This window comes from Paenirhizobium selenitireducens ATCC BAA-1503 (assembly GCF_000518785.1).
GTDB classification, from domain to species: domain Bacteria; phylum Pseudomonadota; class Alphaproteobacteria; order Rhizobiales; family Rhizobiaceae; genus Allorhizobium; species Allorhizobium selenitireducens.
In genome coordinates this window covers 112,092-128,310 of the sequence record NZ_JAEG01000015.1, presented here as the reverse complement: position 1 = coordinate 128,310, position 16,219 = coordinate 112,092, and the positions used below count along the sequence as shown (strand labels likewise).

The following is a 16,219-nucleotide window of genomic DNA, read 5'->3' as shown; positions in this document are numbered from 1 at the left end:
CTCCCACGGGCTTGGTGTCCCAAAGGTAGGTCGGTCTCCCATCCGCCACCGCACCTGGCAATACACCGCCAAATGCTGTGTTTGGGAAGTTACAAGGGGACGGCCACAGCGGTGCCGCTTGTCCCTTCTCCCCGTTCACGGGGAGAAGGTGCCGGCAGGCGGATGAGGGGCAATCCACCTAATGAAACGGGTGAGGAGCAAACGCCGGAAGCAAGCCCATCGCCGGCTTCCACTCCGGACATTCCCCTCATGAGGCCCTCCGCGGCACCTTCTCTCCGCCGGAAGCCAGGAGCACCCGCCCAAAAGATAGCACACTCCCTTTTCGCAACCCCGACTTTCGACCGGGATGATCACCCACCCGAACCTGTGTTAAGCCCGTGGGCAATTAAGGGCGCCCTGACGGAGGCGGTGCCTATCTCTTGGAGGAGAGCCATGGATTTCACCCTGAGCGACCAGCAGCAGGCCTTTGTCGACATGGCGGCCGATTTTGCCGCCGAGGAGCTTGCTCCCTTCGCGCTTGAATGGGACCAGACCAAGCATTTCCCGATCGACACGCTGATGAAGGCCGGCAGCCTCGGCCTCGGCGCTATCTGCGTCGCCGATGACGTCGGCGGATCCGGCCTCGGCCGGCTCGACACGGCGCTGATCATAGAGGCGCTGGCCACCGGCTGCCCGACGGTTGCCGCCTATATCTCGATCCACAACATGTGCGCGACGATGATCGACCGCTACGGCACGCCCGAGCAGCGCGAGGCGCATCTGCCCGCCCTTGCCACCATGGACGCGCTCGCCAGCTACTGCCTGACCGAACCTGGCTGCGGCTCGGATGCGGCAGCCCTGAAGACCCGCGCGGTGTGCGATGGCGACGACTATGTGCTGACCGGCCAGAAACAGTTCATCTCCGGCGCCGGTGCCAGCGCGCTCTACCTCGTCATGGCCCGCACCGGCGAGGACGGCCCGAAGGGCATTTCCGCCTTTCTCGTGCCGGGCGATGCCGAGGGACTGACCTTCGGCGCCAACGAAAAGAAGATGGGCTGGAACGCCCAGCCGACCCGCGCCGTGATGATGGATGGCGTGCGCGTGCCGGCCGAAAACCGGCTCGGTGCCGAGGGCGACGGCTTCCGCATCGCCATGTCCGGGCTCGACGGCGGACGGCTCAACATTGCCGCGGCTTCGCTCGGCGGCGCCCAGTTCGCCTTCGACAAGGCGGTCGCCTACATGAAGGACCGCAAGGCCTTCGGCAAAGCCATTTCTGAATTCCAGGCGCTGCAGTTCGAGCTCGCCGACATGGCGACCGACCTGGAATCGGCCCGCACCTTCCTGTGGCGCGCCGCAACCGCGCTGGACGACAAGGCGCCGAACGCCACCACGCTATGCGCCATGGCCAAGCGCCTCGTCACCGACCGCTGCTTCGATGTCGCCAACCGCGCCTTGCAGCTGCATGGCGGCTATGGCTATCTCGCCGAATACGGCATCGAGAAGATCGTCCGGGACCTGCGCGTCCACCAGATCCTCGAAGGCACCAACGAGATCATGCGGGTGATCGTCGCCCGCTCGGTGATCGGCAGTTAAGGAGAGAGCCATGCGTTATCTGACGACGGAGTTGACCGGCGAGGAAGTGCTCACCGGCCGCACCGGCGCGCTGGGCCTGATCGCGCTCAACCGGCCGCGGATCATCAACAGCCTGTCGCTGGTCATGGTCCGCCAGATCGAGACGGCGCTGGACGGCTTCGAGGCCGATCCGACGATCGCCGCCGTCCTCGTCACCGGCGAGGGCGAGCGCGGCTTCTGCGCCGGCGGCGATATCCGCATGCTCTACGAAAGCGGCCGCACCGGCGACCCGGAAGCGGCCACCTTCCTGCGCGAGGAATATCGGCTGAACGGCCGGATAGGTCGTTATCCCAAGCCGTATGTCGTCATCGTCGAAGGCATCACCATGGGCGGCGGTGTGGGCCTTTCCGGCCATGCCAGCCACCGCATCGCCACCGACACGACGAAGCTCGCCATGCCGGAAACCGGCATCGGCTTCTTCCCCGATGTCGGCGCGACCTGGCTTCTGTCCCATGCGCCGGGCGAACTCGGCACCTATATGGGCCTGACCGGCGAGCCCATCGGCCCCGGCGACGCCATCGCCGCCGGCTTTGCCGACAGCTTCGTGCCCGCCGCAGCCCTTGTTGCGCTCGCAGAACGTCTCGCCGCCTTACCCGCGACAGCGGACGCCGGCACGGTTTCCGATCTGATCGCTGATTTCGCCAAAACGGCGCCGGAGGGGCACTTCGCCGAAAACCGCGCGCTCATCGACCGTTGCTTCGCCTTCGACACCGTAGAGCAGATCTTCGCCGCGCTCGACGCCGAGGACAACGACTTCGCCGCAAAAGCCAAGGCGACCATGCTGACGAAATCGCCGACCAGCCTCAAGGTGACGCTGGCGCTGCTGCGCGCCGGTCGGACATCGCCCGATCTCGAAACCTGCCTTGCCCGCGAATTCGCCGCGACCGCGCAGACGCTGAAGACCCCCGACTTCTTCGAGGGCATCCGCGCCGCCATCATCGACAAAGACCGCAATCCGCGCTGGTCTCCCGCAACGTTGAACGAAGTCGGCCCTGAGATCGTCGAGGCCTTTCTGAAGCCCCATCCGCAGCCGCTGTTCGGCTGAACCTCCTTCGGCAGGGCGGGCATTGCCCGCCCCGTCATGCCATACAGCGACGTTGGCTGCCTCTGCGCCGCCGCCGTCAATCGGACAGCCGGACGGTCATTTCCATTTCCATCTGCAGGTCGGGGCCGGCAAGGGCCGCGACCCCGACGCCGGTGAGGCTCGGCTGCGCGCCGTCGAAGAAGGCGGTGATATGCGGCATGGCCTCGCCGATACGCTCGGGCGTGAGATCCGTCATGTAGACGCGCACCATGACGATGTCCTGCGGGGCGGCCCCGATCGCATCGAGCGCCGCCTTGGCATTGGCACAGACCAGGCGGGCCTGCTCGCCAAGGGAATCAGGCGCGGGTTCGCCGCCCGCCCGCCAGGCGACCTGGCCGGAAACGAAGGCTAGCCTGCCGGGCTCCGTGACGCTGATCTGCGAATAGCCGAGTGCGCCCGCATCGGGCAAAGTCGGCGGGTTCAAACGGTGAAGTGTTTGTGCCATGTCTCTTCCTTCCTGTCGTCGTTCCGCTTCCCGGTCTAAAGCCGCCGCAAAGCACGGCCGCTATAGCCGGTTGATTGGCGAATGGGCGTCGACACAGAAGCGAAAGAGCGGAGTGAGCCGATGCTGCGTGCCAATCTGAACGACATCCAGGTGTTCATGGCGGTGGTCGACGCCGGCAGTTTCATCGCCGGCGGCAAGGCCATGGGCCTCTCGCGCTCGGCGGCGGGCAAGGCCGTCATGCGCCTGGAGGACCGCCTCGGCGTACGCCTGCTCAATCGCACGACGCGCACGCTGAGCCCGACCGACGAAGGCCGGCTGCTCTATGAACGCGGATTGCAGATCCTCGCCTCGGTCGACGAGGCGGAGGCAAGCGTGGCGGGAAAGAGCGGCATGCCGCGCGGCGTGCTGAGACTGACAGTACCCGATGCCTACGGGCGGCATGTGCTTCTCCCGATCATCGGGAAGTACCTGAAGGCCTGGCCCGACGTTCAGGTCGAGGTGAGCTTCACCGACCGGGTCGCCGACATCGTCGAGGAAGGTTTTGACCTGGCGATCAGGATCGGCGTCACCAGCGCGGATTCAAGCTTCGTCTCGCGGGTCGTCGCCCGCTGCCGGGCCATGCTCTGCGCTGCGCCCGCCTATATCGCCGCGCGGGGGGAGCCGGTGGATCTCGACGATCTCGCCGCCCATGACTGCCTCGTCTTCAGCAGCCGCAACCAGCGCCAGGCCTGGCGCTTTCCCGGCGAACAGGGCGGCTGGATCAAGGCGCAGGGACGCAGCCGGTTGCGGCTCGACAGCGGCGAGGCCCTGCTGGACGCCGCACGCGCCGGCCTCGGCATCGCCTTCCTCCCGGATTTCCTCATCGCCGCGGATCTCGCGGTCGGACATCTGCGCCGGATCCTGCCCGGGCATGGTTCCGGCGACGTGCCCATCATCGCGCTCTACCCCGACAAGCGCCTGCTCGAACCCCGCGTCAGGCGCTTCATTGATCTGATGGTGGAGGAGTTGGGAGCGTGAGTGATCCCAAGAACGTGTCACATTGACGACACAATGCATTTGCATTACTTAAGCCTTCTGCAGGAGGCTGATATGAGCACGACAGCGACGCTGGAAATCGACGCCACGATCACGGAACGGGGACAGACCACGGTGCCCGCGGCGATCCGCAAGATGCTGGGCGTCTCCAAAGGCGCAATCGTCTTCAAGGCGATGCCTGATGGCACGGTGATCGTTGAAGCGAAGCGAGACGAGACCGAAGAGGACCCCGCGCTGGAGGCGTTCCTTACCTTCCTTGCGCACGATATCGCCCGCAATCCCCAAGCGCCCGTTCCGTTGAGTCTGGAGCTCCTGCAGGAAGGCCACGATCTTGTCGGTGATGTCTCCGTCGATCTTGATAGCCCACTCGACGATGACTGACATAACGATCAACGGGTGGCGGCTCTTCCTCCATCCCCTTTTCCTCGCGCAGTACCGGGCAATGATCGCGGCCGTGAGGCACGACCGGGCGAATGACCCGGAAAATTACAAGACGCGGCGCAATGCCAAGCTGCTGGCAGCCACGATGAAGATGGCTTTCGAGGAAATCCCCGCCGATCCATCTCACTCCAGGTTCCGAATGGGGGGCACGCTGGGTGAGGGCTACAAACACTGGTTCCGTGGCAAATACGTTGCGCAGTATCGGCTCTTCTTCCGGTTTAGCGCCAAAGACCGGATCATCATTCTGGCCTGGGTGAACGACGACAATACCAAGCGAGCCTATGAAAGCCCGACGGACGCTTATCGCGTCTTCGCCAAGATGTTGAAACAGGGCCATCCGCCGGACGACTGGCAGGGCCTGCTCACGGAGGCCCAAGCCGCCACGAAAGCCTTGGCGGATGGTGATCTCGGCGCCTGAACGCCGATGACGCGCCCCTCACTCGATCTCGTAAGGCGTCGCGTTCCGCACGCTGTGGTCCACCACCAGCTTGCGCTTCAAGGGCGGCACGGCGCGGCTGGTGCATTTGACCCTTTCGCAGATCCGGCAGGAAATGCCGATCGGGTCGAAGGCGGCGCGGTTGGAGAGGTCGAGATCGTCGGCATAGACGAACTGATCCGCATAGGAAATCTCGCAGCCGAGCGCCAAGGCATAGCGCGGCTGGGCGGCGCGAAAGCCGAGCGTGCCTTTGTTGACCTGCATGGCGAGACAGAGATAGCGCACCCCATCCGGCGTCTCGGCCAGCTGGCGGATGATCCGTCCCGGCGCCTCGAAGGCCTGATGCGCGTTCCACAAGGGACAGGCCGCCCCGAAACGGGCGAATTGCAGACGCGCCGCGCTGTGTCGCTTGGTGATGTTGCCGGCCCGGTCGATGCGGGCAAAGAAGATCGGCACGCCCTTCAGCCCCGGCCGCTGCAGCGTCGACAGCCGATGACAGACCTGCTCCAGCGAGGCGCCGAACCGGGCGGCGAGAAGCTCGATGTCGTGGCGCAGCTCGCGCGCCGCCTGGTGGAAGCTGCGATAGGGCAGGATCAGCGCGCCGGCGAAATAGTTGTGCAAGCCGATGCGGCAGACCTCGACCGCCTCTTCCGTGCGGAAGCCCGCCTGCTTCAGCACCTGCTCGATCGTGTCGCGGGCATGGAGCTGCGCCACCTGGATGGCGATCTGGAAATCGCGGGTCGGCGCCGAGGCATAGCGGCTGAGCGTCAGGATGCGGCTTGCCGGGTCGAAGCGACGGATCGCCTCCTCGCCCGCATCGCCGCGCACCACGCGCACCCCGTATCGGCTCTCGAGGAAGCCGGCGAGCGCCGCGTGGTTTTCGCCCTCCCCGAGCTTCAGCTGGCCGGCCAGGCTTTCCGCCAATATGTCGATGTCGTGGATGTAGTTGTCGACGAAGTGGAAGAAGTCGCGCACCTCGTCATAGGAGGTCGTCTCGTTCGAGGGGGCGGCGCCGAACCGGTCGTCATAGCTCACCAGCTGCTCGCTGTTGCGGCGATAGGCCTGGTGGCAGGTGATCAGCGCATGGGCGAGCCCCGGCGCGTTCTGGGTGACGAGCTTCAACTCCTGCAGGCTCGGCGAATAGGTCTCGAACAAGGGGTCGCTCAGCGCCTCCGACAGCGCCGACAAAAGCCGGTCGTTCTGACCCGACGAAAGTTCAGTGATGTCGATACCGAACTTCTCCGCCAGCGCCAGAAGCACCGAGGCCGAGACCGGCCGCTGGTTGTTCTCGATCTGGTTCAGATAGCTGGTGGAAATGCCGATCTTGTCGGCAAACTGGGCCTGCGTGGCATGGCCCGCCTGCCGAATTTCGCGCACCTTGCGCCCGATGAAAAGCTTGCCGATCGCCATTTGCAATTTCGCATTTCGCTGTTTGCAAATTCATAAATCCACAATTGCACCTGTTCAATCATTTTCTTTGCAAGCCCCTGCGTTTAAGGGCACAAATCACATAGGTGCCTTGCATTTTGTCGGGAGGAAGCATGTTACAGATTCTGGACCAGCTTGAGGCGCGCCGCGCCGAGGCCCATCTCGGCGGCGGCCAGCGCCGCATCGACGCCCAGCATGCCAAGGGCAAGCTGACGGCGCGCGAGCGCATCGAAGTCCTGCTCGACGACGGCTCCTTCGAAGAATACGACATGTATGTGACGCATCGTTGTACCGACTTCGGCATGGCCGAGCAGAAGATCGCCGGCGACGGCGTGGTCACCGGCTGGGGCACGATCAACGGCCGCCAGGTCTATGTCTTCTCCCAGGACTTCACCGTGCTCGGCGGCTCGCTGTCCGAGACCCACGCGCAGAAGATCTGCAAGATCATGGATATGGCGCTGAAGAACGGCGCGCCGGTCATCGGCCTCAACGACTCGGGCGGCGCCCGCATCCAGGAGGGCGTGGCCTCCCTCGCCGGCTATGCCGACGTCTTCAAGCGCAATGTCGACGCCTCGGGCGTCGTGCCGCAGATTTCCGTCATCATGGGCCCCTGCGCCGGCGGCGCGGTCTATTCGCCCGCCATGACCGACTTCATCTTCATGGTGCGTGACTCGTCCTACATGTTCGTCACCGGTCCGGACGTGGTGAAGACCGTCACCAACGAGATCGTCACGGCCGAAGAACTCGGCGGCGCCGGCACCCATACGAAGAAGTCCTCGGTCGCCGACGGCGCCTATGAGAACGACATCGAGGCACTGGAACAGGTTCGCCTGCTGTTCGACTTCCTGCCGCTCAACAACCGCGAAAAGCCCCCGGTCCGTCCCTTCCACGACGACCCGGCCCGCGTCGAGGCCCGCCTCGACACGCTGATCCCGGACAGCTCCAACAAGCCCTACGACATGAAGGAGCTGATCTACGCGCTGGCCGACGAGGGCGATTTCTTCGAGATCCAGGAAGCCTTCGCCAAGAACATCATCACCGGCTTCATCCGCATGGAAGGCCAGTCGGTCGGCGTCGTCGCCAACCAGCCCATGGTGCTCGCCGGCTGCCTCGATATCGATAGCTCGCGCAAAGCCGCCCGTTTCGTCCGCTTCTGCGACGCCTTCAACATCCCGATCCTCACTCTGGTCGACGTCCCCGGCTTCCTGCCCGGAACGGCCCAGGAATATGGCGGCGTCATCAAGCACGGCGCCAAGCTCCTGTTCGCCTACAGCCAGGCGACCGTGCCGATGGTCACGCTCATCACCCGCAAGGCCTATGGCGGCGCCTACGACGTCATGGCCTCCAAGCATATCGGCGCCGACATCAACTATGCCTGGCCGACCGCCGAGATCGCCGTCATGGGCGCCAAGGGCGCGACCGAAATCCTCTACCGCTCCGAACTCGGCGACGCGGAAAAGATCGCGGCCCGCACCAAGGAATACGAGGTCAACTTCGCCAACCCGTTCAAGGCCGCCGAACGTGGCTTCGTCGACGAGGTGATCATGCCGCATTCCTCGCGCCGCCGCATCGCCCGCGCCTTCGCCTCGCTGCGCAACAAGCAGGTCGGCACGCATTGGAAGAAGCACGACACCATCCCGCTGTAAGGGTAGACAGGGATGCCCACCCTCCTGCTGTGGAAGGGCCATCGTTTCCTGTTCTACTCGAAAGAGATCGGTGAACCGCCTCATGTCCATGTGCTCAAGGACGGCAAGCAATTGAAAGTCTGGCTGAAGGATCTTCGGGTTGCCCGAAAGGCCGGCTTCGCCGCCCACGAGGTCAATGATATCCTGAAGGTCATCGGAGAAAACAGACAGGCGTTCTTGGAGGCATGGCATGACCACTTTGGACATTGACGACAAACAGCTGCTCGTCTCGGACGTCGAGGTGAACAACGACGCCATCATCTTCAAGATGGCCGATGGCCGCAGAATCGAAGCACCTTTGTGGTGGTATCCTCGCCTTCACGCGGCCTCCGCCGAACAGCGCATGCACTGGCAGATCCTGCCCTTCGGCGATGCCGTGGGATGGGAGGAGATAGACGAATATATCAGCGCCAAGGCTCTCATCATCGGTGGAGCAGCGCCCGGTGCCAAACCGCCGGCGCAAGCAGCGGAATGAAATCGACTTCGACACCAGACCACAAGCCCTCGCCCCACCAAGACACGATCGCCCAGGCTTGAAGGAGACCGGGATGACCAAGACCCCCGAAATGACCAAGCATCGCGGCTTTCCGTCCGGACTGCCGGGGCACGGGCATCACTTCACCATCAGGCGGCCGAACCAGAACGGGGCGACGCCGCTGAAAGTCCTGCAACGCCTCGCCCGCCCCAACACGATCGAGCAGAAGGTCGACGCCGCCTTCCTGCACGCGCTCTGGCACCATTTCGGCGACGAACCGTTCGAGCGCGGCAATCTCGATGCCGGGCGGCTGAACCTGCTGTTCGGCCGGGAGGTGATCCCGGCGGAAACACCGTTCGATCCGACCTCCTATGAAGCCCTGTTGCGGATCGACGAGCGCGTCGGTCGCAAGAGCTTCCCGGAAGCCTTCGAAGACGTGATGGAAATCTGACATGGCGCTCGACGAAATCCGCAAGCGGGGTCGCGGCTGATGGCCAAGGATCCGCTCATGCCCAAGCATCAGGGCTTCCCGGCCGGACTGCTCGGAACCCAGTGGCAGTTCACCATCCGAAGGGCCAATTCCAAGGTCACGCCGCTCGCCGCCTGGCCGCGCCACCGCACCATGGACAAGTCGGTGGCGCTTGCCGACATCGAGTTCGTTCAGGCCCTCTGGCGCCATTTCGGCACGGAGCCGTTCCAGCGCGGAAATCTGGATGGCGAACGGCTGTGCCGCCTGTTCGGGCGCGAAGTGTTGCCGGCGGAACGGGCCTTCGACCCAGCCTCGTATTTTGCCCTGCTGAAACTCAATGCAAGCCTGGCGCGGAAGAACTTCCCGCAAGCCTTCGAAGACACAATGGAAGCCGGAAAGCCATGATCAAGAAACTCCTCATCGCCAACCGTGGCGAGATCGCCTGCCGGGTCATCAAGACCGCCAAGAAGATGGGCATCAAGACCGTCGCCGTCTATTCCGACGCCGACCGCGACGCGCTGCATGTGAAGATGGCCGACGAAGCCGTCCATATCGGCCCGGCGCCGTCCAACCAGTCTTACATCGTCATCGAGAAGATCCTCGAGGCGATCGCCAAGACCGGCGCCGACGCGGTCCATCCCGGCTACGGCTTCCTGTCGGAAAACGCCGTCTTCGCCGATGCGCTGGCCAATGCCGGCATCACCTTCGTCGGCCCGCCGGTCAATGCGATCCAGGCCATGGGCGACAAGATCACCTCGAAGAAGCTCGCCGCCGAAGCCGGCGTCTCGACCGTTCCCGGCCATATGGGCCTGATCGAGGACGCCGACGAAGCGGTGAAGATCTCGGACCAGATCGGCTATCCGGTCATGATCAAGGCGTCCGCCGGCGGCGGCGGCAAGGGCATGCGCATCGCCTGGAACGCGGCTGAAGCCCGCGAAGGCTTCCAGTCCTCGCGCAACGAGGCGAAGAATTCCTTCGGCGACGACCGCATCTTCATCGAGAAATTCGTCACCGAGCCGCGCCATATCGAAATTCAGGTGCTCGGCGACAAGCACGGCACGGTGCTCTATCTCGGCGAACGCGAATGCTCGATCCAGCGCCGCAACCAGAAGGTCATCGAGGAGGCCCCCTCGCCCTTCCTCGACCCCGCCACCCGCAAGGCCATGGGCGAACAGGCCGTCGCGCTTGCCAAGGCGGTCGGCTACCACTCCGCCGGCACGGTCGAGTTCATCGTCGATGGCAAGCAGAACAAGTTCTACTTTCTGGAAATGAACACCCGCCTGCAGGTTGAGCACCCCGTCACCGAACTGATCACCGGCCTCGACCTCGTCGAACAGATGATCCGCGTGGCCCAGGGCGAAAAGCTCTCCTTCGGCCAGGACGACGTCAAGCTCAACGGCTGGGCGATCGAAAGCCGCCTCTATGCCGAAGACCCCTACCGCAACTTCCTGCCGTCGATCGGCAGGCTCACCCGCTATCACCCGCCGATCGAAGGCGTGCAGGACGACGGCACCATCGTGCGCAACGACACCGGCGTTTATGACGGTGGCGAAATCTCGATGTATTACGACCCGATGATCGCCAAGCTCTGCACCTGGGCGCCCGATCGCCTGTCGGCCATCGACGCCATGTCGAAGGCGCTCGACAACTTCGAGGTCGAAGGCATCGGCCACAACCTGCCCTTCCTCTCGGCGGTCATGCAGCAGGAGCGCTTCCGCTCCGGCAAGATCACCACCGCCTATATCGCCGAGGAGTTCAAGGACGGCTTCACCGGCGTCGCCCCCGACCCTGCCTCCGCCCGCAAGCTCGCCGCCATCGCCGCCGTGATCAACCAGACGCTCCAGGAACGCGCCGTCGCCATTTCCGGCACGATCGGCAATCACCAGCGCAAGGTCGGCAAGGACTGGGTCGTCACGCTCGCCGGCCATGAGTTCCCGGTCACGCTGTCCACCGGCGTCGACGGCATGGCGGTTGCCTTTGCCGACAACGGCAAATGCGCCGTCACCGGCGCCTGGTTGCCCGGCCAGTTGCACACCATATTCCACATCGACGGCGAGGCCGTCGGCGTGAAGATCAATCTCGTCGGCCCGGCCATCCGGTTGCGCTGGCGCGGCATGGACGTCACCGCCCGCGTACGTTCGCCGCGCGTCGCCGAGCTTGCCAGGCTGATGCCGGAAAAGCTGCCCCCGGACACCTCGAAGATGCTGCTCTGCCCGATGCCGGGCGTCATCACCTCGGTCGCGGTCAAGGAAGGCGACCAGGTCGAAGCCGGCCAGGCGCTCGCCACCGTCGAGGCGATGAAGATGGAAAACATCCTGAAGGCCGAGAAGCGCAGCGTGGTGAAGAAGATCGCGGTGAAGGCCGGCGAAAGCCTCGCCGTCGACGGCCTGATCATGGAATTCGAATAACCGTCCCGACCTCTTCTCCCCACGGGGAGAAGTGCCGAGCGAATGCGAGGCGATGAGGGGGCCGCAGGCATGATGCTTCGCCCCCTCATCCGGCCCTGCGGGCCACCTTCTCCCCGCTGGGGAGAAGAACAACCAGGCCTCGCCCCGCAAGCGGGGAGACGGACGAGCCGCAGCGTTTCAATTCACTCTCCCCGCTTGCCGGGAGAAGCTCAGTGTGATGGGCAATGGATGTTCAGGGAGACCGATCGATGACCGAAAAGACGATCAAGGACTGGGAAGCACTGGCCGAGAAGGAGCTGAAGCGTCCGGCCGAGACGCTGACCTGGCACACGCCCGAAGGCATCGACGTCAAGCCGCTCTACACGGCGGACGACCTGGCCGGCATCGATCACCTCGGCTCCCTGCCCGGCTTTGCCCCCTTCGTGCGCGGTCCGCGCGCCACCATGTATGCCGGCCGCCCCTGGACCATCCGCCAATATGCCGGCTTCTCCACGGCGGAGGAATCCAACGCCTTCTACCGAAAGGCGCTCGCCGCCGGCCAGCAGGGCGTCTCGGTCGCCTTCGACCTCGCCACCCACCGCGGCTATGACAGTGACCATCCCCGCGTCGTCGGCGATGTCGGCAAGGCCGGCGTGGCGATCGACTCGGTCGAGGACATGAAGATCCTGTTCGACGGCATCCCGCTCGAGGCGATTTCGGTCTCCATGACCATGAACGGCGCCGTCATCCCGATCCTTGCCAACTTCATCGTCACCGGCGAGGAACAGGGCGTCTCCCGCGACAAGCTTTCCGGCACCATCCAGAACGACATCCTCAAGGAGTTCATGGTCCGCAACACCTACATCTACCCGCCGCAGCCCTCGATGCGCATCATTGCCGACATCATCGAGTACACGGCGAAGGAGATGCCGAAGTTCAACTCCATCTCGATTTCCGGCTACCACATGCAGGAAGCCGGCGCGACGCTGGTGCAGGAACTGGCCTTCACGCTCGCCGACGGCCGCGAATATGTCCGCGCCGCCCTTGCCAAGGGCCTGAACGTCGATGATTTCGCCGGGCGCCTGTCCTTCTTCTTCGCCATCGGCATGAACTTCTTCATGGAGGCCGCAAAGCTGCGCGCCGCGCGCCTGCTCTGGACCCGCATCATGCAAGAATTCCAGCCGAAGAAGGCCTCATCCCTGATGCTGCGCACCCACTGTCAGACCTCGGGCGTCTCGCTGCAGGAGCAGGATCCCTATAACAACGTCATCCGCACGGCTTACGAGGCGCTCTCGGCGGCTCTCGGCGGCACCCAGTCGCTGCACACCAATGCGCTCGACGAAGCGATCGCGCTACCGACCGATTTCTCCGCCCGCATCGCCCGCAACACCCAGCTCATCCTGCAGAACGAGACCGGCGTGACGAAGGTCGTCGATCCGCTCGCCGGCTCCTACTATGTCGAAAGCCTGACCAACGAACTGGCGGAAAAAGCCTGGGCGCTGATGGAAGAGGTGGAGGCCATGGGCGGCATGACCAAGGCCGTCGACGACGGCCTGCCCAAGCGCCTGATCGAGGAGGCAGCGACCCGTCGCCAAGCCGCCGTAGACAAGGGCGAGGAAGTCATCGTCGGCGTCAACAAGTTCCGGCTTGAAAACGAAGACCCGATCGACATCCTAGACATCGACAACACCGCCGTCCGCACCTCGCAGATCAAGCGCATCGAACAGACCCGCCGGCAGCGCGATCCGAAGGCAGTCGAAACCGCGCTCGCCCGCATCACCGACTTCGCCCGCACCGGCGAGGGCAACATCCTGGAAGCCGCTGTCGAAGCCGCCCGCGCGCGGGCCACCGTCGGCGAAATCTCCGACGCCATGCGCGTGGTTTACGGCGACCATGCCGCGACCCCCGTGGTGGTGCACGATATCTACGGCAAGGCCTACGAGGGCGACCCGGAAATGCAGGTGCTGTCCGGCCGCCTGAACGACTATGCGAAGAAGGCCGGCAAGCCGCGCATCATGGTCGCCAAGCTCGGCCAGGACGGCCACGACCGCGGCGCCAAGGTGATCGCCTCGGCCTTCGGGGACATCGGCTTCGACGTCGTCGCCGGTCCCCTCTTCCAGACGCCCGAAGAGGCCGCCGATCTCGCCGTCGCCGAGAAGGTCCAGGTCGTCGGCATGTCGTCGCTCGCCGCCGGCCACAAGACGCTCGCCCCACAACTGGTCGAGGCGCTGAAGGCCAAGGGCGCCAAGGACGTGATCGTCGTCGTCGGCGGGGTCATCCCGCGCCAGGACTACGACTATCTGATGCAGCACGGCGTCTCGGCCGTCTTCGGCCCCGGCACCAATGTCATGGAAGCGGCCCGCACCGTTCTCGACCTGATCGAGGGCCGGCTGCGCAACGCCTGAGGCGTCAGCCCACCGCCTCGATGACCGGACGCCCGACCAGGGGGCGTCCGGTAAAGGCCAGGGCATTGTCACTGACCACGCCGCGCAGGAACTCGATCACGGTGCGCACCCGCGCCACCTGCCTGAGATCATGATGGCAGGCGATCCAGTAATGGCGGCAGAGGTCGATCTCGTCTTCCAGCACCACCTGCAGCTCCGGATAGCGCGCGGCGATGAAGATCGGCAGCACGCAGAGCCCCAGCCCGCTGCGGGTCGCGGTCAGCTGGGCAAAAATGCTCGAACTCTGGAAATGCGGCCGGATGCGCGGATGGATGTCGCCGAGATAATCCAGCCCCGGCGCGAAGATCATGTCCTGGATATAGCCGATGAAGGCATGTTCCAGCAGTTCGTCCCGGCTCTTCGGCTCGCCGCGCCTCGCCATGTAGTCGCGGGTCGCGTAGATCTTCAGGTGATAATCGGTGAGCTTCTCGGTGTAATACGGCCCGCCCTTCGGCGGATCGAGGACCACGGCGACATCGGCCTCCTTGCGCGACAGCGCCATGATCTGCTGGATCGTCACCAGCTCAAGCGAGATGCCCGGATGCCCGGTGGTGAAATCCGGTAACATCTGCGTGAAGAAAAAGTTGGAAAAACCCTCCGGTGCCGAGAGCCGCACCACCCCGCGCTGGGCCGTCGGCCCACCGGCGAGATCGGCCTGTAGCCGCTCGGTCTCCTGCTCGATCTTCTCCGCCGTCTCGATGAAGCGCTGTCCCATCGTCGTCAGCACGTAACCACGCGGATTGCGCTCGAAAAGCTTGACTTTGAGGTCGAATTCGAGCCGGTCGATGCGCCGCGAGACCGTCGCATGGCTTGACCTTAGCTGCCGGGCCGCAGTCGAAAGCTGCCCTGTTCTGGCGACGGCCAGAAAGAACTGCAGATCGTCCCAAGTGAAACTAGCATTGCTCATCGGCCCTCACTCTGTTCAGAAATGAACAGACCCTGTTTGCAATTAGCCAAGCCTTGCGCTTGCGTCAACCGACACTTTCCGGGATCATGCCGCCATGACATGCCGTTCTGAGGAGTACGGCTGGTCAATTTTGAACAGGTTTGCGACCTGCACTCTGGGAGGAGATCAAATGCGCAACAAGCTCATCGCGTCCATGGCAATGGTATTGGCATCGAGCACGGCGGTTCTCGCCGAGCCGTCCGATGGCAAAGTGAAGATCGGCATCCTGAACGACCAGTCCGGCGTCTATGCCGACTTCGGCGGCAAGTCGTCGGTCGAAGCGGCGAAGATGGCGATCGAGGATTACGGCGGCAAGGTGCTGGGCGTTCCGGTCGAGATCGTCGACGCCGACCACCAGAACAAGGCCGACATCGCCTCCAACATCGCCCGCCAGTGGTTCGACACCGAGCAGGTCGATTCCATCATGGAACTGACCACCTCGTCGGTCGCGCTGGCCGTCCAGGCGATCGCCAAGGAAAAGAAGAAGATCGACATCGTCACCGGTGCGGCGACCACCGAACTGACCGGCAAACAGTGCTCGCCTTACGGCTTCCATTGGGCCTATGACACCCATGCGCTGGCCGTCGGAACCGGCGGCGCGCTCGTCAAGCAGGGCGGCGACAGCTGGTTCTTCCTGACCGCCGACTACGCCTTCGGCTACTCGCTCGAACAACAGACCTCCGACTTCGTCAAGGCAAGCGGCGGCACGGTCACCGGCGCGGTCCGACATCCGCTCGCCACCACCGACTATTCGTCCTTCCTGCTCCAGGCCCAGTCATCCGGTGCCAAGGTCGTCGGCCTGGCCAATGCCGGCGCCGACACCCAGAACGCCATCAAGCAGGCGGCCGAGTTCGGCATCACCCAGGGCGGCCAGCGCCTTGCGGCCCTGCTCTTCACCCTTGCCGAAGTGCACGGCCTCGGCCTCGAAGCGGCCCAGGGCCTGACGCTGACCGAGGGCTTCTACTGGAACCGCGACGAGGAAAGCCAGAAGTTCGGCAAGCGCTTCTTCGAGCGCACCGGCAAGATGCCAAACATGGTCCACACCGGCACCTATTCGGCGGTGACCCAGTACCTCAAGGCCATCGACAAGGCCGGCACCGACGAAACGGAAGCCGTCGCCAAGGCCCTGCATGAAATGCCGGTCGACGACGTCTTCGGCCGTGGCGGCACCGTCGGCGCCAATGGTCGCATGATCCACGACATGTACCTGCTCGAAGTGAAGAAGCCGGGCGAGTCCAGCGAACCGTGGGACTACTTCAACGTCCTCGCCACCATTCCTGGCGCGGAGGCCTATATCGACCCCGCCAAGAGCGGTTGCGAGCTGGTCAAGTAA

At 64.3% G+C, this 16,219-nt stretch carries 16 protein-coding genes; 13 read left to right on the top strand and 3 right to left on the bottom strand.

Features of this window, described 5'->3' with window-relative positions; genetic code table 11:
* Positions 1–432 precede the first annotated feature (432 nt).
* Complete coding sequence (locus L867_RS0117890; protein ID WP_028738146.1) at positions 433–1,572, top strand: acyl-CoA dehydrogenase family protein; 1,140 nt, start codon at positions 433–435, stop codon at positions 1,570–1,572.
* Between the two features lie 10 nt (positions 1,573–1,582).
* On the top strand, positions 1,583–2,656 hold the full coding sequence (locus L867_RS0117885; protein ID WP_028738145.1) for an enoyl-CoA hydratase/isomerase family protein: 1,074 nt from the start codon (positions 1,583–1,585) through the stop codon (positions 2,654–2,656).
* 76 nt (positions 2,657–2,732) lie between these two features.
* Here the strand turns inward: L867_RS0117885 and L867_RS0117880 are convergent, their stop codons facing one another.
* Positions 2,733–3,140 carry a RidA family protein gene (locus L867_RS0117880; RefSeq protein ID WP_028738144.1) on the bottom strand — a complete coding sequence of 136 codons (408 nt, stop codon included), beginning with the start codon at positions 3,138–3,140 and terminating at the stop codon, positions 2,733–2,735.
* Between the two features lie 120 nt (positions 3,141–3,260).
* On the opposite strand from L867_RS0117880, the gene L867_RS0117875 reads away from it, so the two are divergent.
* The 3 genes from L867_RS0117875 to L867_RS0117865 all read left to right on the top strand — a co-directional run bounded on the left by L867_RS0117875 (position 3,261) and on the right by L867_RS0117865 (position 5,034).
* Positions 3,261–4,157, top strand: coding sequence for a LysR family transcriptional regulator (locus tag L867_RS0117875; RefSeq protein ID WP_028738143.1), 897 nt, complete (start codon positions 3,261–3,263; stop codon positions 4,155–4,157).
* Between the two features lie 72 nt (positions 4,158–4,229).
* Positions 4,230–4,556, top strand: coding sequence for a type II toxin-antitoxin system PrlF family antitoxin (locus L867_RS0117870; RefSeq protein WP_028738142.1), 327 nt, complete (start codon positions 4,230–4,232; stop codon positions 4,554–4,556).
* Positions 4,516–5,034, top strand: coding sequence for a type II toxin-antitoxin system YhaV family toxin (locus L867_RS0117865; protein WP_332308409.1), 519 nt, complete (start codon positions 4,516–4,518; stop codon positions 5,032–5,034). Before L867_RS0117870 ends, L867_RS0117865 begins: the two co-directional genes overlap by 41 nt.
* An 18-nt stretch (positions 5,035–5,052) precedes the next feature.
* Here L867_RS0117865 and L867_RS0117860 read toward each other — a convergent pair whose 3' ends face one another.
* On the bottom strand, positions 5,053–6,462 hold the full coding sequence (locus tag L867_RS0117860; protein ID WP_028738140.1) for a helix-turn-helix domain-containing protein: 1,410 nt from the start codon (positions 6,460–6,462) through the stop codon (positions 5,053–5,055).
* 131 nt (positions 6,463–6,593) lie between these two features.
* On the opposite strand from L867_RS0117860, the gene L867_RS0117855 reads away from it, so the two are divergent.
* The 7 genes from L867_RS0117855 (at position 6,594) to scpA (ending at position 13,901) form a co-directional block, all read left to right on the top strand.
* Complete coding sequence (locus L867_RS0117855) at positions 6,594–8,126, top strand: acyl-CoA carboxylase subunit beta (protein WP_028738139.1); 1,533 nt, start codon at positions 6,594–6,596, stop codon at positions 8,124–8,126.
* A 12-nt stretch (positions 8,127–8,138) separates the two neighbouring features.
* Positions 8,139–8,375: a DUF4160 domain-containing protein gene (locus L867_RS0117850; protein ID WP_028738138.1), complete on the top strand. Its 237-nt coding sequence runs from the start codon at positions 8,139–8,141 to the stop codon at positions 8,373–8,375.
* Positions 8,356–8,640: a DUF2442 domain-containing protein gene (locus L867_RS0117845; protein ID WP_028738137.1), complete on the top strand. Its 285-nt coding sequence runs from the start codon at positions 8,356–8,358 to the stop codon at positions 8,638–8,640. Before L867_RS0117850 ends, L867_RS0117845 begins: the two co-directional genes overlap by 20 nt.
* 73 nt (positions 8,641–8,713) lie before the next feature.
* The gene (locus L867_RS0117840) at positions 8,714–9,091 is read left to right on the top strand and encodes a hypothetical protein (protein ID WP_028738136.1); all 378 of its coding nucleotides are present in this window, start codon (positions 8,714–8,716) and stop codon (positions 9,089–9,091) included.
* 57 nt (positions 9,092–9,148) lie between these two features.
* The gene (locus L867_RS0117835; protein WP_408605994.1) at positions 9,149–9,514 is read left to right on the top strand and encodes a hypothetical protein; all 366 of its coding nucleotides are present in this window, start codon (positions 9,149–9,151) and stop codon (positions 9,512–9,514) included.
* Entirely contained in the window at positions 9,511–11,517 is a 2,007-nt protein-coding gene (locus tag L867_RS0117830) for an acetyl-CoA carboxylase biotin carboxylase subunit (protein WP_028738134.1), read from the top strand. Before L867_RS0117835 ends, L867_RS0117830 begins: the two co-directional genes overlap by 4 nt.
* 248 nt (positions 11,518–11,765) lie before the next feature.
* Positions 11,766–13,901, top strand: coding sequence for a methylmalonyl-CoA mutase (gene scpA / locus L867_RS0117825; RefSeq protein ID WP_028738133.1), 2,136 nt, complete (start codon positions 11,766–11,768; stop codon positions 13,899–13,901).
* Positions 13,902–13,905: 4 nt separating this feature from the next.
* Here scpA and L867_RS25655 read toward each other — a convergent pair whose 3' ends face one another.
* Positions 13,906–14,847: a LysR family transcriptional regulator gene (locus tag L867_RS25655; protein ID WP_051439068.1), complete on the bottom strand. Its 942-nt coding sequence runs from the start codon at positions 14,845–14,847 to the stop codon at positions 13,906–13,908.
* A 169-nt stretch (positions 14,848–15,016) separates the two neighbouring features.
* On the opposite strand from L867_RS25655, the gene L867_RS0117815 reads away from it, so the two are divergent.
* A complete protein-coding gene (locus L867_RS0117815) occupies positions 15,017–16,219 on the top strand; it encodes an ABC transporter substrate-binding protein (protein ID WP_028738132.1) in 1,203 nt (400 codons plus the stop codon).

What these genes read in the sequence shown, in the direction of transcription:
- L867_RS0117880 (WP_028738144.1), bottom strand. Translation starts at nt 3,140, where the DNA reads ATGGCACAAACACTTCACCGTTTGAACCCGCCGACTTTGCCCGATGCG.
- L867_RS0117860 (WP_028738140.1), bottom strand. Translation starts at nt 6,462, where the DNA reads ATGGCGATCGGCAAGCTTTTCATCGGGCGCAAGGTGCGCGAAATTCGG.
- L867_RS0117850 (WP_028738138.1), top strand. Translation starts at nt 8,139, where the DNA reads ATGCCCACCCTCCTGCTGTGGAAGGGCCATCGTTTCCTGTTCTACTCG.
- L867_RS0117830 (WP_028738134.1), top strand. Translation starts at nt 9,511, where the DNA reads ATGATCAAGAAACTCCTCATCGCCAACCGTGGCGAGATCGCCTGCCGG.
- L867_RS0117885 (WP_028738145.1), top strand. Translation starts at nt 1,583, where the DNA reads ATGCGTTATCTGACGACGGAGTTGACCGGCGAGGAAGTGCTCACCGGC.
- L867_RS0117870 (WP_028738142.1), top strand. Translation starts at nt 4,230, where the DNA reads ATGAGCACGACAGCGACGCTGGAAATCGACGCCACGATCACGGAACGG.
- L867_RS0117840 (WP_028738136.1), top strand. Translation starts at nt 8,714, where the DNA reads ATGACCAAGACCCCCGAAATGACCAAGCATCGCGGCTTTCCGTCCGGA.
- L867_RS25655 (WP_051439068.1), bottom strand. Translation starts at nt 14,847, where the DNA reads ATGAGCAATGCTAGTTTCACTTGGGACGATCTGCAGTTCTTTCTGGCC.
- scpA (WP_028738133.1), top strand. Translation starts at nt 11,766, where the DNA reads ATGACCGAAAAGACGATCAAGGACTGGGAAGCACTGGCCGAGAAGGAG.
- L867_RS0117815 (WP_028738132.1), top strand. Translation starts at nt 15,017, where the DNA reads ATGCGCAACAAGCTCATCGCGTCCATGGCAATGGTATTGGCATCGAGC.
- L867_RS0117890 (WP_028738146.1), top strand. Translation starts at nt 433, where the DNA reads ATGGATTTCACCCTGAGCGACCAGCAGCAGGCCTTTGTCGACATGGCG.
- L867_RS0117835 (WP_408605994.1), top strand. Translation starts at nt 9,149, where the DNA reads ATGCCCAAGCATCAGGGCTTCCCGGCCGGACTGCTCGGAACCCAGTGG.
- L867_RS0117875 (WP_028738143.1), top strand. Translation starts at nt 3,261, where the DNA reads ATGCTGCGTGCCAATCTGAACGACATCCAGGTGTTCATGGCGGTGGTC.
- L867_RS0117855 (WP_028738139.1), top strand. Translation starts at nt 6,594, where the DNA reads ATGTTACAGATTCTGGACCAGCTTGAGGCGCGCCGCGCCGAGGCCCAT.
- L867_RS0117845 (WP_028738137.1), top strand. Translation starts at nt 8,356, where the DNA reads ATGACCACTTTGGACATTGACGACAAACAGCTGCTCGTCTCGGACGTC.
- L867_RS0117865 (WP_332308409.1), top strand. Translation starts at nt 4,516, where the DNA reads ATGTCTCCGTCGATCTTGATAGCCCACTCGACGATGACTGACATAACG.